Origin of the sequence: Microbacterium sp. PA5, assembly GCF_049860775.1 — a bacterium.
Classification (GTDB): Bacteria; Actinomycetota; Actinomycetes; order Actinomycetales; family Microbacteriaceae; genus Microbacterium.
Map to the genome: position 1 here is coordinate 2,094,731 of NZ_CP187567.1, position 14,657 is coordinate 2,109,387.

Genomic DNA, 14,657 nt, shown 5'->3' on the forward strand with positions numbered 1-14,657 from the left:
CACAATTTGAACGATCAAAGAAGTGCGCTGGCACGAATATGAACGTTCAAGCCGTGTAACCCTGTGAGGGTTCCACACCGTTTCGAAGGAGATGCGATGAAGCGACACACAGCACGGACGCTGCTCGCGACGGGAGGGCTCGCGGTCGTCGCCGCGCTGACCCTCACCGGCTGCGGCCAGGGATTCAGCGAGACCCCCGACCCGTCGGGATCGGCGGGGGGCGACGCCGGCAGCCTGACGTCGTCCGACGACGCCCTGACGATCATGATCGGCTCCAGCGGCGACGCTGAGACCAAGGCCGTGCAGGATGCGGTGGCCGCCTGGTCGGCGGAGTCCGGCGTCGACGCGGAGGTCGTCGCGGCGACCAACCTCAGCGAGCAGCTCGCGCAGGGCTTCGCGGCCGGCTCCCCGCCGGACCTGTTCTACCAGTCCACCGACCAGCTGGCGGCCTACGCCGACAACGGATCGCTGCAGCCCTACGGCGACCTCCTGCCCAATAAGGACGACTTCTACGAGTCGCTCGTGGCCAACTTCACCTACGACGGCACCTTCTACTGCGCGCCGAAGGACTTCTCGACGCTGCAGCTGATCATCAACCAGGGCCTGTGGGAGGAGGCGGGCCTCACCGAGGCGGACATCCCGACCACCTGGGAGGAGCTCGCCTCCGTCGCCGAGAAGCTCACGACCGGCGACACCACCGGCCTCGTCTTCGGCGGCGAGTACGCGCGCATCGGAGCGTTCATGGCCCAGGCCGGCGGGCGCCTCGTCTCCGAGGACGGCACCACCGCCGAGGCCAACAGCGACGCGAACGTCGAGGCGCTCGGCTACGTGCAGGAGCACCTGAAGGACGGCACGTTCGCCTACGCGGCGGATGTGGGCGCCGGCTGGGGCGGCGAGGCGTTCGGCAAGGAGCTCGGCGCGATGACGATCGAGGGCAACTGGATCACCGGCGCCCTCGGCGACTACCCCGATGTCGAGCCGCTCGTCGTGGAGCTGCCGGCCGGCCCCGCCGGTCAGGGCACGCTGCAGTTCACCAACTGCTGGGGCATGGCCGCCGACAGCCCGAACCAGCAGGCCGCCCTCGAGCTCGTCGAGTACCTGACGAGCGCCGAGCAGCAGCTGGCGTTCTCCGAGGCCTTCGGCCCCATGCCGTCGGTGCAGTCCGCCGCCGACCAGTGGAAGGCCGACAACCCCGGCCTCGTCGCCTTCCTCGACGGCTCGGCGTACGCACAGGGCGTCCCCACGAACAAGGGGTCGGCCGACGTCGTCACCGACTTCAACGCCCAGCTCGGCTCGCTGAAGACGGGTGACCCCAAGGCCATCCTCGACTCGGTGCAGTCGAACCTCGAGGCCATCGTCGGCTGACGGACATGACCGCGCCCGTCACGCCGGCCGCGGCATCCACCCGTCCGGCCTCCACTCGGTCGCCCCGCTCCGGCGGGACGCACCGGGGGGAGGCCGGCGCGGGCTGGCTGTTCGTCTCGCCCGTCATCCTCATCCTCGGCACGTTCCTGTTCGTGCCGGTGCTCATGGCCCTCTGGGTCAGCTTCTCCGACTGGTCGGGGCGCGGCAGCCCCCTCTCCTCGAACGTCTCGTTCGTCGGTCTCGACAACTACGCGACGATCACCACCGGCGGTCTCGCGACGCGCGACTTCGGCACGGCGCTGCGCAACAACGCCTGGTACGTGCTGCTCGTCGTGCCGCTGCAGACCGCGCTCGCCCTCTTCCTCGCGGTGCTCGTCAGCCGCCGCATGCTCCGTGCACGCGGCTTCTTCCGCACCGCCTTCTACTTCCCCTCGGTGACGAGCTCGGTCGCGATCACAGTGCTGTGGCTCTTCCTGTTCTCGTTCGCCGGGCCCGTCAACGGGATCATCGCCTGGTTCGGCGGCGAGGGACCGAACTGGTTCCGCGAGCCGACCGGGCTCGTGCACCTGGCGCTCGGCGCGTTCGGCATCACCAGCGGCCCCGACGCCCTGACCCAGAACACCGCACTCGGCCTGTCGTGGTGGGACTGGCTCGCCGGCCCCTCCGTCGCGATGTTCGCGCTCATGCTGATGGCGGTGTTCACGACGAGCGGCACGTTCATGCTGCTGTTCATCGCGGCGCTGCAGAACGTCGGCTACGAGCTGACCGAGGCGGCGATGATGGACGGCGCGAGCGCGTGGCAGCGGTTCTGGCGGATCACCCTCCCCCAGCTGCGACCGACGATCTTCACCGTCGTGACCCTGGGGCTCATCGGCTGCTGGCAGGTGTTCGACCAGATCTACACCGGGACCAAGGGCGACCCCGCCAAGACGACGATGACACCGGCGTATCTGTCCTACACGGCCGCGTTCCGCGAGAACGACTGGGGCGTGGGTGCGGCGATCGCCTTCATCCTCTTCCTCATCATCATCACGTTCACGCTCTTCCAGCGGTGGGTGCTGCGGGACCGTCCGGTCTCGCGCCGTCGCATCCGCGCCTACCAGAGCGCCACCTACCGGAAGGGGGCCACCGCGTGACCGACACCACCCTCGCGCGCGCCACGACGCCTCCCGCCGAACCGGCCCCCGCACCGTCGCGGCGCCGGCGTCGCTTCACCCTGCGAAGCGCAGCCGGTCAGGTCCTGCTCTACGCGATGATCGTCCTGCTCGCGGTCGTCTACATCTACCCGTTCCTCGTGCAGGTGGCGACCTCGTTCAAGACCGAGCAGGAGGCGGCGTCCAACCCGATCTCGCTGCTGCCGCAGACGTTCTCGATCGCCGCGTACGAGCGCCTGTTCCTCAACAGCGACTTCCCGCTGTGGTTCGCCAACTCCGCGGTCGTGACGATCCTCGTGACCCTCGGGCGCGTCTTCTTCGTCTCGCTCGCCGGCTACGCCCTCGCCCGGCTGCACTTCCGGGGTCGCGGATTCGTCTTCGCGATGGTGGTGGGCGTCATGGCGGTGCCGGCGGTCGTCCTGCTCATCCCGAAGTTCCTCGTGCTCAACCAGATCGGCATCTACGACTCCTACACGGGCATGGTGCTGCCGCTGCTGGTCGACGCCGCGGGCGTGTTCATCATGAAGAACTTCTTCGAGTCGATCCCGGCCTCGGTCGAGGAGCAGGCGCGCATCGACGGAGCCGGCACGTTCCGCGTCTTCTGGTCGATCGTCCTGCCGATGGCGCGGCCCGCGCTCGTGACGATCATCATCCTGTCCTTCCAGGGATCGTGGAACGAGCTCAGCCACTTCATCGTGGCGACCCAGTCGCCCGAGCTCACCACCCTGACCAAGGGCGTGGCCTCGCTCGCATCGGGACAGCTCAGTCAGGGCACGCAGTACCCGCTGAAGCTCGCGGCGGCGGCGATCATGACGATCCCGGTCGCGGTCCTCTTCTTCATCTTCCAGAAACGCATCATGAACACCAGCGAAGGAGCAGTGAAGGGATGACGGACGGACTCCAGCCGTTCCTGTCGGATCGGGTGGTGGCGCTCAGCGCCCCCACGCAGACGTGGTCGGGAGCGGACGGCGACATGGGCGCCGCGCCGATCGACGGCGTCTACCACGGCGACACGAGGTTCATCCGCGGGGTGGAGCTCCGCTACCTCGACGCGGAGGGGCTCGAGGTGCGGCCGGAATGGGTGCGCGCGAGCGTCCCGGCCGCGACCGAGGTGCGCTTCGACGCGCTGCTGCGGGGCGTCGACGACCGGTGGCCCGATCCGAAGGTCCGGCTGGAGCGCGTGCGCCGGGTCGCCGACGGCACGGTCTCCGAGACGCTGACCGTGCGCTCCCACCTCGACGCGCCGCTGCGGCTGGCACTGCGCGTCGCCGTGACCCCCGACTTCTCCCCTCTGCAGGAGGTCAAGGCGGGGGCGCCCGCGCCCGGCGGGTGGACCGCCGACACCGACGCGCCGGGCGCGGTGGTCGTGCGCCGCGGCGCGGCGGACCTCACGCTGACGGCCCCGGACGGCGAGGTCACCGTCGCGGCGGACGACCTGCGCGTCGCGTGGACGCTCGAGGTGCCCGCACGCGGCGTCGCCGAGGTCGCGTGGACGGTCGCGCTGCACGACCCGTCGCTGGTCGTGCGCGGCGTCGCCGACCCGGCGCCGTGGAGCGTGCCGCCCGCACCCGCATCCGCCGACCCGCGCCTCGGCCGGTGGCTGACCCAGGCCCTCGGCGACCTGGAGGCCCTGCGCCTGGCACTCCCGGACCACCCGGACGACGTCTTCTACGCCGCCGGGGCCCCGTGGTTCTTCACCCTCTTCGGGCGCGACTCCCTCTGGGCCGCGCGCCTCATGCTGCCCGTCGACCGCTCGATCGCGGCGTCCACGCTCCGCGTCCTCGCGCGCCTCCAGGGAACCGCGACGACGCCCGCGACGGCCGAGCAGCCCGGCAAGATCATGCACGAGCTGCGGTCGGACACCCTCTCGATGCCCGGCGAGGGGATCGAGCTCCCGCCGCTGTACTACGGCACGGTCGATGCGACCCCGCTGTGGGTGTGTCTCCTGGCCGATGCGGCGCGGCTCGGCATGCCGGACGGCGAGGTGGAGGAGCTGCTCCCTGCGCTGGAGCGCGCGCTGGCGTGGATCGTCGAGAGCGCCGGCGAGGACGGATTCCTGGATTACGTCGACGAGACGGGCCACGGCCTGTCGAACCAGGGCTGGAAGGACTCGGGCGACTCGATCCAGTGGCGCGACGGCCGGCTCGCCGACGGCCCGATCGCCCTCAGCGAGGTCCAGGGCTACGCCTACGAGGCCGCTCTCGGCGGCGCCGACCTGCTCGACCGCTTCGGGCGCGCGGGCGGCGAGGCGCTGCGCGCGTGGGCCGCGGGCCTGAAACGCCGCTTCGCCGAGCGGTTCTGGGTCACCACCCCCGAGGGCCGCTACCCGGCCATCGCCCTCGACCGGGACGGCCGCGCCGTCGACACCCTCACCTCGAACGCGGGGCACCTGCTCGGCACCGGAATCCTGGAGCCCGCGGAAGAGCAGGCGATCGCCGCGCTCATGGTGGCTCCCCCGATGTCGTCGGGGTTCGGCCTGCGGACCCTGTCGACCGGCGCCGCGGGCTACTGGCCGCTCAGCTACCACGGCGGCAGTGTCTGGACGCACGACACCGCCATCGTCGCGCGCGGCATGGCGCTGGCGGGTCGCACGACCGAGGCGCGCGCGCTCGTGACGGGACTGCTCGCGGCGGCCGAGGCGTTCGACTACCGGGTGCCCGAGCTGCACGCGGGCGACGCGGCATCCGAGGTGCGCGCTCCCGCGCCGTATCCGGCGGCGTGTCGCCCGCAGGCGTGGTCGGCCGCCGCCGCCGTCACCGCGTGGCAGATTCTGCGCGGCTGAGGCCGTGCCGTTTCGTCTCGGTCGCTCCGCTCCCTCGCTCGACGACCGGACCGCCCGCGGACCCCGGTCGTTGAGCGAGCGCAGCGAGACGAAACGCTCAGTCCACGCGTGCGACGGTCCCGCCGGTCAGCCGCACCAGCTCGTCGAACGTGAGCGGGAAGACGGTGTGCGGCGTGCCGCCGGCGGCCCAGATCTCCGGGAAGGCGGCGAGCGCCTCGTCGACGACGGTGGGAAGCGGCGAGGGATGACCGGTGGGCGCCACGCCGCCGATCGCCTGACCGGTGGCCTCGCGGACCTGATCGACCGTCGCGCGCACGATCCCGCCTCGCCCCAGCCGCTCGGCGAGCGCGGCGGTGTCGACGCGGTGCGCGCCGCTGGTCATCACGAGAAGCGGGGCGCCGTCGGACCAGAACACCAGACTGTTCGCGATGGCGCCGACCTCCACGCCGAGTGCGGCGGCAGCCAGCGCCGCCGTCGAGGCGGCGTCCGGGAGCACCACGATCTCCCCGTCGATCCCCGCGGCGCGGAGAGCGTCGTGGACCAGGCGGCTGCGCGGGTGGAGCTCGGCGGGCGTCGTCATGCCGTCAGCCTAGAGCGAACGCTGGACGCTTCGCCCCGAGGGGGTGGAGACTGAGTCCGACCCCACCGAAGGAATCCGCACGTATGGCCGCACGCCCCTCCATCGCCTCCCGCATCCGCGCCATGGGCCAGAACCGCATCGGCGCGCTCCTGCTCCTGCTGGCGACCGTGGCGGCGATCGTCTGGGCCAACGTCTCCCACGGGTCCTACGAGACGCTGTGGGAGACCCACCTCAGCATCGGGGTCAACGACCTCCGGCTCGACTTCACCCTGCACGCGCTCGTGAACGACGCGCTCATGGCGATCTTCTTCTTCACGGTCGGGCTCGAGGTGCGGCGGGAGTTCGCGATCGGCGAGCTGACCAGCTGGTCGCGCGCCATGGTGCCCGTCCTCGCCTCGATCGCCGGGCTCGCCCTCCCCGCGCTCCTCTTCGTCCTCATCGCCGCCCCCTCCGGCCACGCCGACGCGTGGGGCGTGGTGATCTCCACCGACACGGCCTTCCTCGTCGGCGCCCTGGCGCTCGTCGGCCCGCGCATCCCTGGGCGCCTGCGGATCTTCCTGCTGGCCCTCGCCGTCGTCGACGACATCGGCGCCTTGACGATCATCGCGCTCGTCTACACCGACACCTTCACCCCGATGCCGCTCATCGTCGCCGCGATCGGACTCGCGGGCGTGTACGCGACCCGGTACCTCCGCAGCGGCCGTGGGCCGGTGTATGCGACGCTCGCGATCATCGTCTGGCTCTCCTTCCTCGCCTCCGGGGTGCACCCGACCCTCGCGGGGGTGGCCATCGCCCTCCTGGTCCCCGTCTACCGCCCGAACCGCCGCGACGTCGAGCACGCGCTCGAGCTGGCCCGGACCTTCCGCCAGTCGCCCAACACCGAGTACGCCCGCGCCGCCGCCAACAGCCTCCGCGAGTCCATCTCGATCAACGAGCGCCTCCAGTCGGCGTACGCGCCGTATGTGGCCTACGTGATCCTGCCGCTGTTCGCCCTCGCCAACGCCGGCGTCGTGGTGAACGGCGAGATCCTCGCCGCGGCCGCCCGGTCTCCGCTCACGTGGGGCATCGTGGTGGGCCTGGTCGCCGGGAAGTTCCTCGGCATCTTCGGCTCCACCGCCCTCCTCAAGCGGTTGCGCCTCGGCGAGTTCGGCCCGGGGCTCACCCTCGACCGCATCGCCGGCGGCGCCGCGCTCAGCGGCATCGGCTTCACGATCTCGCTGTTCATCATCGACCTCGCGATCGACGACGAAGCGGCGCAGAACGAGGCCCGCGTCGGCGTGCTCGCCGCCTCCGTCCTCGCCTTCGTCCTCGCGACGATCATCTTCCGGATCTCGGACGCCGTCCGCGGCGACATCGAGACGGGGCAGACCCTCGCCCGCCCGGTCGATCCGCGGCGCGACCACGTGTGGGGTCCGATCGACGCGCCGTACACGATCGTCGAGTACGGCGACTTCCAGTGCGAGTTCTGCCTGAAGGCGTCGGGGTCGATCCAGGAGGTCATCCGCGAGCTCGACGGCGACCTGCGCTACGTCTGGCGTCACGCGCCGCTCACGACCCAGCACCCGAACGCGCTCGCGGGCGCCGAGGCCGCCGAGGCGGCGTCGCTGCAGGGCAAGTTCTTCGAGTTCGAGCGCGGCCTGTTCGCCGACCAGGAGCACCAGCTGCCCTCGGACATCGTGCGGCTCGCGGCGTCGCTCGGGCTCGACGTCGAGAAGTTCGAGCGCGACCTCGAGTCGGCCGAGGTGACCGGACGCGTGCGCGACGACATGCTCGACGCAGAGGCGATGCACATCACCTCCGTGCCCACCTTCTTCGTCAACGGCCGCCGGCACGTCGGCCCGTACGACGCGCAGTCGCTCATCCGCGCGCTGCAGTCGCCGGCCGACGACGCAGCGGCATCCGCCGGCCCGGCCCCGGTGGCCGTCACGATCGCGTCGCGCCCGCCGGACGGCACTGCCGGCACCGCGGCAGGTCCCGGCACCGCCGCCCCCTCGACCACCCCGCCCGCGACGGAGGACACGTGAGCGCCGACGAGACCATCTCCCCCACCCTGACCGACGATCAGTGGGCCCGCCTGACCGCGATCGGCACGACGGAGGAGGTCGCCGAGGGCGACTACGTCTTCCGCTCCGGCGACAGCGACTACGACCTCATCGTCGTCGAGGAGGGCGAGATCGAGATCGTCCGCGACGCGCTGAAGTGGGTCGATGAGGTCGTCATCTCACGCATGGGTCCCCGCACCTTCGCGGGCGAGCTCGGGCTCCTCAACGGCCAGGGCGCGTTCCTGTCGGCGCGGGCCACCGGCCCCGGGCGCGTGCGTCGCATCACGCGCGCCGAGCTGCGCCGGCTCATGAACGAGGACGACGACCTGTGCGACCTCATCCTCCACGCGCTGTGGGCACGCCGGGAGTCGCTGCGCAACGGCCCCGCCGCGATGACCCTCAAGTTCGTCGGCTTCAGCTCCTCGAGCGACTTCCTGGCCCTGAGGCGATTCGCGGAGCGGCTCGACCTCGTGCACGTGGCCGTCGCGGTGCCGCCCGACGGCATCGAGTACCTCGTCGGCCACAGCATCCCCGAGGACAACCTGCCCCTCGCCTTCATCCAGGGCGAGCCGATGCCCCGTGCCACGCCCGGCGCCGTGGCCGAACGGCTGGGGCTCAGCTACCAGGCCAACGCCGACGAGGTCGTCGATCTCGTGGTCGTCGGCGGCGGCCCCGCAGGCCTCGCGGCGGCCATCTACGGCGCGTCGGAAGGCCTCAGCACCGTGCTGCTGGACGCCGTCGCCCCCGGCGGCCAGGCGGCGGCGACCTCGCGCATCGAGAACTTCCTCGGCTTCCCCTTCGGGGTCAGCGGCGGCGACCTCATCGGCCAGGCCACCCTCCAGGCGCTGAAGTTCGGGGTCCGGGTCTACGCACCGTGCGAGGCCGTCTCACTCGCCACCGTCGACGGCGGCTCCGAGCTGGACATCACACTCGCCGACGGCCGCATCATCCGCGCCCGCGCCGCCGTCATCACCTCCGGCGCCGCCTACCGCCGCCTGGCGCTGGACCGCTGGAGCGACTTCGAGCGCGCCGGCATCTACTACGCCGCCACTCCGCTCGAACTGCGGCAGGTCACCGGGGCGCCGGTGGTCGTCGTCGGCGGGGCGAACTCCGCCGGGCAGGCCGCCCTGTATCTCGCGGCCAACGGCAGCCCCGTCGACCTCGTCGTGCGCGGCACCGATCTGAGCGCCCGGATGTCCTCGTACCTCGTCGACCGGCTCGTCGAGGATCCGCGCGTGCGCATCCACCGCGGCTCGAACGTCGTGGGCCTCGGCGGCGACGCCGAGCTGGAGAGCGTCCGCATCGACAGCGTGGGCGAGGTCGATGCCCGCGGCCTGTTCTGCTTCATCGGAGCCGATCCCGCCACCTCGTGGGTGCCCACGCTCGACCGCGACACCGAGGGGTTCATCCGCACCGGCACCGACGTCGGCCTGCAGTCGCTCGAGCGGTGGCAGCACCTCGGCCGCGAGCCGCTGCCGTTCGAGACGTCGATCCCCCGGGTCTTCGCCGCGGGCGACGTCCGCCGCGGCTCGATGAAGCGCGTCGCCGCCGCCGTCGGCGAGGGCTCCAGCGCCGTCGCCTCGGTCCACCGCGCCCTCGCCGGCTGAGCCGGTGGGCACCCGTCCCCCATCCGAACCGGAGGATCCCCGATGACCGACCTCGCCGCGAGTTTCAACCCGGCCGCCGCCCCCTCGGGCACCGGCTGCGACGAGTGCGACGCCGTCGACGGCTGGTGGGTGCACCTGCGCCGCTGCGCGGCGTGCGGCCACATCGGCTGCTGCGACAGCTCGCCCGCCAAGCACGCCACCGCGCACTACCACCGGACCGGCCACCGCGTCATGCAGAGCTTCGAGCCGGGTGAGGACTGGTTCTGGGACTTCGAGGCCGGCGAGATGGTCGAGGGCCCCGAACTCGCCCCGCCCACCAGCCACCCCGACACCCAGCCCGCCCCCGGCCCGCGCGGCCGCGTGCCCCTGGACTGGCGCGACCACATCGGCTGACCGCCCGGCGGCCGCGTCGGTCGGTCCGGCCGCTCCCCGTGGCAACGGCAGGGCCGACCGACCGAGCCGGGGCCGAGACGGCGCCCAGCCGCTGTTCAGCCTGCTTTTGCCCCGCGGCGCCCGGCCACCGCACCCCGGAGCGCCGCCAGCACCACCTCCGGCCGCCACATGATGTCCTCCGCGATGAGCCGCAGCACGAGGAACCCCTGCGCGGCGGCAGCAGCATCCCGGCGCCGGTCGTTGCGCTGCTCCGCCCAGCCCGCATGGAACTGCGCGCTGTCGCACTCCACGATGAGCCAGCCGTCGACGAGGAAGTCCACCCGCCCCACGCCGACGATGACGACCTGCGGCTCGTACCGACATCCCAGACCTCGCAGCATCAGTCGCACGAGGGTCTCCGGACCCGACTCGGCCCGGGCATCGAGGAGCCTCCGGAGCCGCCGATACCGGCGCGGAAGCCCGGCGAACAGCTCGTCCAGGTCATCGACGGCCACGAGCCCGAGGTGCAGTGCGGAGTCGAGCGTCGCGATGGCAGCCCGGGGGTCCTGGCAGGTGACGGCGTCGTGGAGCGCATCGAGCAGCTCCACGCTGAGAGCGCGTGGATGCGGCGTGCGGTGCAGCCGTCGGCGATGCACTCGCGCGCCGGCCGGCCGCGCGGGGAGCCTCGCAGCCGTCGGGGACACGTGCACATGCACCATGGAGCGGTCGCGGACGAACACCCCGCGCCGCCGCAGCTCGGACACGCACGTGAGCCGCCCGCGCAGCTGTCCGGCCGCGACGCACTCCTCCGGTGTGCCGACCGGGCAGTACGCCCCCTGACGCAGCCTGATCAGCGCACCCGCCGCGACCGCCGCGGCGACACCGCGCCATGACAGTCCCTCCGCTCGCAGGTCGGACGTGCGGAGGAACCGCGGAGAGGAAGCATCGCGGATGGTCGACGTCGTCATCCGGCGACCGTGCCGCGTTCATCGACCGGTCGTCGCCCGCTCCGCCCACGCCGTGGCGGGCCCGGTGAACTCGCGACCTGGGGAGGAGCCGGTGCCGACGGTGGCAGGAGCAGGCCCGATGTACCCCACGGCCCCTGCCAGCCGCCGAAACCGGCGGTCGGGCCTGCTTTTGCCACGCGCCGCGGGCGGGCCGCCGCGTGACGACCGGGCGCCGCTGGGGCAGAATGGACGCGGATGCCGCAAAGCCGCGGCGTCTGCAGCGCAGAGCCCACAAGGCCGGCCGAAAGAGGACGCGATGACGCACACCCCCTTGCCCGAATTCACCCACGAGCGCGTGGAGGTGATCACCGGCAGGCGGAGCGGCCTCGTCATCACCGTCGCGCTGCACTCGTCGGTCCTCGGCTCCGCCCTCGGCGGCGCGCGGCTGTGGACCTACCCTCACTGGTCCGACGCGGTCGCCGACGCCCTCCGCCTCTCCGCGGCGATGACGCTGAAGAACGCGACGGCGGGGCTGGATGCTGGCGGCGGCAAGTCCGTCCTCTGCCTTCCGCCCGGGACCGTCCTGGATGCCGATCGCCGACGCGCCGCCTTCCTCGACCTCGGCGACGCCGTCGCGTCCTTCGACGGCCTGTACCGCACGGCCGAGGACGTCGGGTCGACCACCGAGGACATGCTGGTCGTCAGCGAGCGCACCTCGCACGTCGTCGGCCTCCCCGACGCCGTGGGCGGCTCGGGCGAGCCGGCAGGGCCCACGAGCCTCGGTGTGTACGAGTCGGTGCGCGCGACCCTGGAGCGGGTGACCGGCAGCGCCGAGGTCACCGGCCGCCGGATCACCATCTCGGGCCTCGGGCAGGTCGGGAGCCGCCTCGCGGTGCGGCTGTCGACCGAGGGCGCGGTCCTCACGGTGACCGATGTCGATCCCGCCAAGCGCCACCTCGCGCTCGAGCTCGGGGCGACGTGGGTGGAGCCGGGCGAGGAGCACCGGGTGCCGGCGGATGTCTTCGTGCCGGCCGGCATCGGGGGGCTGCTCACCGATGAGGTCATCGACGCCCTCGCCGCCGCCGCCGTCTGCGGACCGGCGAACAATCCCCTCGCCGACCACTCCGGCGCCGACCGGCTGGCCGCGCGCGGCATCCTGTACGCGCCGGACTTCGTCGTCAACGCGGGCGGGGTGATCTATCTCGACTCGGAGGCCAAGCGCCTCTCCGGCCGCGAGGAGACGATGACCCGGGTGGCGGCCATCGGTGACACGCTGCGCCGCCTCTACGACGATGCCGAGGCGCAGGGCATCACGCCGCTGGCGGCGGCCGAGGAGCTCGCCGCGTCACGGCTGGCGGCCGGCGCACGGGTTCCGGTCTGAGCGGCCCGGAGACGACGGAACGCCCCTCACGAGGAGGGGCGTTGCGTCTGTTTCGGTGGACCTGAGGGGATTCGAACCCCTGACCTCTTCATTGCGAACGAAGCGCGCTACCAACTGCGCCACAGGCCCGAGAACCTCGAAGAGCCTATCACGGGCGAGACCCCTCGCTCGCACGGCGACAATGGATGGATGCTCCTCTCCGGCCCGCTCTCCTCGCTGCGCAATGTCCGACTCGCCGCCTCCGACGGCACCATCGCCGCGGTGGACCTGCAGCTCGCCGACGGCGTGATCACGGCCGTGACGCCGACCGGTGCGGCGGCGGATGGGGCGGGGGCAGACGGCGCGTCGCGCGACGGCGGTGGCCTGCTCGCCCTCCCCGGTCTCGTCAACGCCCACGCGCACGTGGACAAGTCGTGGTGGGGTCTGCCGTGGGAGTCCTACGGCGGCGAGGGCGGCACGGATGGGCGCATCCGCCACGAGCGCGCACGCCGCGATGCCCTCGGCATCCCGAGCGTCGGGATCACCTCCCGCGTGCTGGCCGAGCTGGTCCGCCACGGCACGACCGCGATCCGCACCCACGTGGACGTCGACCTCGGCCTCGGACTGCGCGGGATCGACGCCGTCCGCGAGGCGGCCACCGCCTACGGGAATGCCGTGCGCGTCGAGATCGTCGCCTTCCCGCAGGACGGGGTGCTGCGCCGTCCGGGCGTCCTGGATCTTCTCGCCGACGCCGCCCGCGCGGGCGTCGAGCACATCGGAGGACTCGATCCCGCCTCGATCGACCGCGACCCGGTGGGACAGCTCGACGGGCTCTTCGCGATCGCCGCGGAGCACGGGACCGGCGTCGACATCCACCTGCACGATCCCGCCGAACTCGGCGCCTTCCAGATCGAGCTCATCATCGACCGCACGGCGCGGCTGGGCCTGCGGGGCCGGGTGAACGTCGCCCACGGCTTCGCCCTCGCGCAGGTGGCGCCGACGCATCGCCGCGATCTGCTGCAGGCGATGGCCGAGCTCGACATCACGATGACGACGGTGGCGCCGCTGCGGCTGCCGCAGCTCCCCCTGACGGAGCTCGATGCGGCGGGGGTGCGCTTCGCGTTCGGCACCGACGGGATCCGCGACCTGTGGAGCCCCTACGGCACCGGCGACCTGCTCGGGATCGCGTGGCAGTACGCGCGGGCGTCGAGCGTCGTGCGCGACGAGGACCTGCGCCGCGTGGTCGAGATCGCCACCGGCGCATCGGGCGCGTTCGTGGGACTCCCCGTGAACGCCCTCCGGGCCGGCGACCGCGCCGACATCGTGCTGGTCGACGCGGAGAACCCGATGGACGCGCTGGTGCGCACTCCGCCGCGCGCGCTCGTGATCGGCGGCGGCCGCGTGCTGTCCGAGGGCTGACGCCGGGAACACGCCCGACCGGGGAACCCCGACCGCAGCAGGCCGACTACTGGCCGACGGCGCGCCGTGCGAGCAGCGAGCGGACGTGCTCCTCGATCGCGGCGTCGTCGACGTAGCCCATCCGGGCGAAGTCGGGAGCCTCGGCCGCGGGTGCACGGCGGGCGGTGTCGATCGACGGCGGAGCCGCGCGCTCGGCGCGCTCCCGGATCGTCTCCTCGACCGCGGCCTGACGCAGCGCCTCCTGCGCGGCGGCCGCGTCGAGGAGCGCGGCGGCCCGCGAGCCGGCCGAGGCAGTCAACGGACGGGGCAGCTCCCTTGGGGTCCACGCGGCGCGATCCGAGGCGAGCGAGACGTCGGGCACCGAGGCCGGCGCGGACGCCGCCTGCCGGGCCGTCTGGCCCGAGACGGCGCGGCGCACGGCGGCCCGCTGCACCGTGGACATGCGGTGGAGCATGGCCGCAGCGAGGACGGCGACGAGGCCACCCGCGACGAGCGGGGCCGGGGATCCGGAGCGGGCGAGGTCGATGGCGCCCCATGTCGCCAGCGCAAGCGCGGCGAGGGCGATGACCGTGGTCGACAGGCGCGCGCGACGCCGTGCGCGGGCACGGCGGGCGGCGGGATCCTCGGCGGCGATCGCGGCGTCGGCGAGGGCGCGCTCGCGGGCGGCGAGCGCACGCTGGCGGGCGACGGCGGCCTCCGCAGCGGCGCGCGCCTGCGCGGCCTCGTGCTCGGCGCGGGCGGTCTCGCGAGCCAGCTCCTCCTGCTCCGCCTGCGCGCGGCGGGCGAGCTTCTGCTGAGCGAGCGCCGTGCGCGCCGTGAGCTCCAGCCGCACCTCGTCGGGGGTCTCGCTGGTCTGCGCGAGCACCCGGAGGGCCTGATTCAGCCGCACGGCGTTGCGCTCGGCGGCGTTGTAGCGGTGGCGTCCCTGCCACGACGGCAGCAGGTAGACGAGCCAGAGGAGCACGGCGACGAGAACGATCACCCCGCCGCCCAGTACCTGCCCGTCCATGGGGTCAACGGTAGGTGCCG

General features: G+C 72.8%; 12 protein-coding genes and 1 tRNA gene. 9 read left to right on the forward strand and 4 right to left on the reverse strand.

Annotation, left to right across the window (positions count from 1 at the left end; all coding sequences use genetic code 11):
• Positions 1-96 precede the first annotated feature (96 nt).
• Genes ACPWUT_RS09890 through ACPWUT_RS09905 form a run of 4 tightly spaced genes read left to right on the forward strand, consistent with a single transcriptional unit; the run spans position 97 to position 5,301 of the window.
• Complete coding sequence (locus tag ACPWUT_RS09890; protein WP_425837090.1) at positions 97-1,365, forward strand: sugar ABC transporter substrate-binding protein; 1,269 nt, start codon at positions 97-99, stop codon at positions 1,363-1,365.
• Positions 1,366-1,370: 5 nt separating this feature from the next.
• The gene (locus ACPWUT_RS09895; protein ID WP_425837093.1) at positions 1,371-2,501 is read left to right on the forward strand and encodes a carbohydrate ABC transporter permease; all 1,131 of its coding nucleotides are present in this window, start codon (positions 1,371-1,373) and stop codon (positions 2,499-2,501) included.
• Positions 2,498-3,409, forward strand: coding sequence for a carbohydrate ABC transporter permease (locus ACPWUT_RS09900; RefSeq protein ID WP_425837096.1), 912 nt, complete (start codon positions 2,498-2,500; stop codon positions 3,407-3,409). The genes ACPWUT_RS09895 and ACPWUT_RS09900 overlap by 4 nt, the downstream gene beginning before the upstream one ends.
• Positions 3,406-5,301: a glycogen debranching N-terminal domain-containing protein gene (locus ACPWUT_RS09905; protein ID WP_425837099.1), complete on the forward strand. Its 1,896-nt coding sequence runs from the start codon at positions 3,406-3,408 to the stop codon at positions 5,299-5,301. The genes ACPWUT_RS09900 and ACPWUT_RS09905 overlap by 4 nt, the downstream gene beginning before the upstream one ends.
• A 97-nt stretch (positions 5,302-5,398) precedes the next feature.
• Here ACPWUT_RS09905 and ACPWUT_RS09910 read toward each other — a convergent pair whose 3' ends face one another.
• Entirely contained in the window at positions 5,399-5,881 is a 483-nt protein-coding gene (locus ACPWUT_RS09910; RefSeq protein ID WP_425837102.1) for a YbaK/EbsC family protein, read from the reverse strand.
• Between the two features lie 83 nt (positions 5,882-5,964).
• Here ACPWUT_RS09910 and nhaA point away from each other — a divergent pair, with 83 nt between their 5' ends.
• From nhaA to ACPWUT_RS09925, 3 genes are read left to right on the forward strand one after another with little or no spacing between them, the layout of a single operon-like run.
• Positions 5,965-7,905, forward strand: coding sequence for a Na+/H+ antiporter NhaA (gene nhaA, locus ACPWUT_RS09915; RefSeq protein ID WP_425837105.1), 1,941 nt, complete (start codon positions 5,965-5,967; stop codon positions 7,903-7,905).
• The gene (locus tag ACPWUT_RS09920) at positions 7,902-9,530 is read left to right on the forward strand and encodes an FAD-dependent oxidoreductase (RefSeq protein ID WP_284527726.1); all 1,629 of its coding nucleotides are present in this window, start codon (positions 7,902-7,904) and stop codon (positions 9,528-9,530) included. The genes nhaA and ACPWUT_RS09920 overlap by 4 nt, the downstream gene beginning before the upstream one ends.
• Positions 9,531-9,572: 42 nt before the next feature.
• A complete protein-coding gene (locus tag ACPWUT_RS09925; RefSeq protein ID WP_284527727.1) occupies positions 9,573-9,923 on the forward strand; it encodes a UBP-type zinc finger domain-containing protein in 351 nt (116 codons plus the stop codon).
• A gap of 95 nt (positions 9,924-10,018) precedes the next feature.
• Here the strand turns inward: ACPWUT_RS09925 and ACPWUT_RS09930 are convergent, their stop codons facing one another.
• Positions 10,019-10,870 carry a DUF559 domain-containing protein gene (locus tag ACPWUT_RS09930; protein ID WP_425837110.1) on the reverse strand — a complete coding sequence of 284 codons (852 nt, stop codon included), beginning with the start codon at positions 10,868-10,870 and terminating at the stop codon, positions 10,019-10,021.
• A 295-nt stretch (positions 10,871-11,165) separates the two neighbouring features.
• Here ACPWUT_RS09930 and ACPWUT_RS09935 point away from each other — a divergent pair, with 295 nt between their 5' ends.
• Entirely contained in the window at positions 11,166-12,230 is a 1,065-nt protein-coding gene (locus ACPWUT_RS09935) for a Glu/Leu/Phe/Val dehydrogenase dimerization domain-containing protein (RefSeq protein ID WP_425837113.1), read from the forward strand.
• Positions 12,231-12,286: 56 nt separating this feature from the next.
• On the opposite strand, the gene ACPWUT_RS09940 is transcribed toward ACPWUT_RS09935, so the two are convergent.
• Positions 12,287-12,359: transfer RNA gene (locus ACPWUT_RS09940), tRNA-Ala, on the reverse strand.
• 60 nt (positions 12,360-12,419) lie between these two features.
• Between ACPWUT_RS09940 and ACPWUT_RS09945 the strand changes: the two genes are divergently transcribed.
• A complete protein-coding gene (locus ACPWUT_RS09945; protein WP_425837116.1) occupies positions 12,420-13,628 on the forward strand; it encodes an amidohydrolase family protein in 1,209 nt (402 codons plus the stop codon).
• Between the two features lie 46 nt (positions 13,629-13,674).
• Here the strand turns inward: ACPWUT_RS09945 and ACPWUT_RS09950 are convergent, their stop codons facing one another.
• Positions 13,675-14,637 carry a large exoprotein gene (locus ACPWUT_RS09950; RefSeq protein ID WP_425837119.1) on the reverse strand — a complete coding sequence of 321 codons (963 nt, stop codon included), beginning with the start codon at positions 14,635-14,637 and terminating at the stop codon, positions 13,675-13,677.
• Positions 14,638-14,657: the final 20 nt, after the last annotated feature.

Coding starts and splice junctions, on each gene's coding strand:
- ACPWUT_RS09890 (WP_425837090.1), top strand. CDS start 97: ATGAAGCGACACACAGCACGGACGCTGCTCGCGACGGGAGGGCTCGCG.
- ACPWUT_RS09895 (WP_425837093.1), top strand. CDS start 1,371: ATGACCGCGCCCGTCACGCCGGCCGCGGCATCCACCCGTCCGGCCTCC.
- ACPWUT_RS09905 (WP_425837099.1), top strand. CDS start 3,406: ATGACGGACGGACTCCAGCCGTTCCTGTCGGATCGGGTGGTGGCGCTC.
- ACPWUT_RS09910 (WP_425837102.1), bottom strand. CDS start 5,881: ATGACGACGCCCGCCGAGCTCCACCCGCGCAGCCGCCTGGTCCACGAC.
- nhaA (WP_425837105.1), top strand. CDS start 5,965: ATGGCCGCACGCCCCTCCATCGCCTCCCGCATCCGCGCCATGGGCCAG.
- ACPWUT_RS09925 (WP_284527727.1), top strand. CDS start 9,573: ATGACCGACCTCGCCGCGAGTTTCAACCCGGCCGCCGCCCCCTCGGGC.
- ACPWUT_RS09930 (WP_425837110.1), bottom strand. CDS start 10,870: ATGACGACGTCGACCATCCGCGATGCTTCCTCTCCGCGGTTCCTCCGC.
- ACPWUT_RS09935 (WP_425837113.1), top strand. CDS start 11,166: ATGACGCACACCCCCTTGCCCGAATTCACCCACGAGCGCGTGGAGGTG.
- ACPWUT_RS09945 (WP_425837116.1), top strand. CDS start 12,420: ATGCTCCTCTCCGGCCCGCTCTCCTCGCTGCGCAATGTCCGACTCGCC.
- ACPWUT_RS09950 (WP_425837119.1), bottom strand. CDS start 14,637: ATGGACGGGCAGGTACTGGGCGGCGGGGTGATCGTTCTCGTCGCCGTG.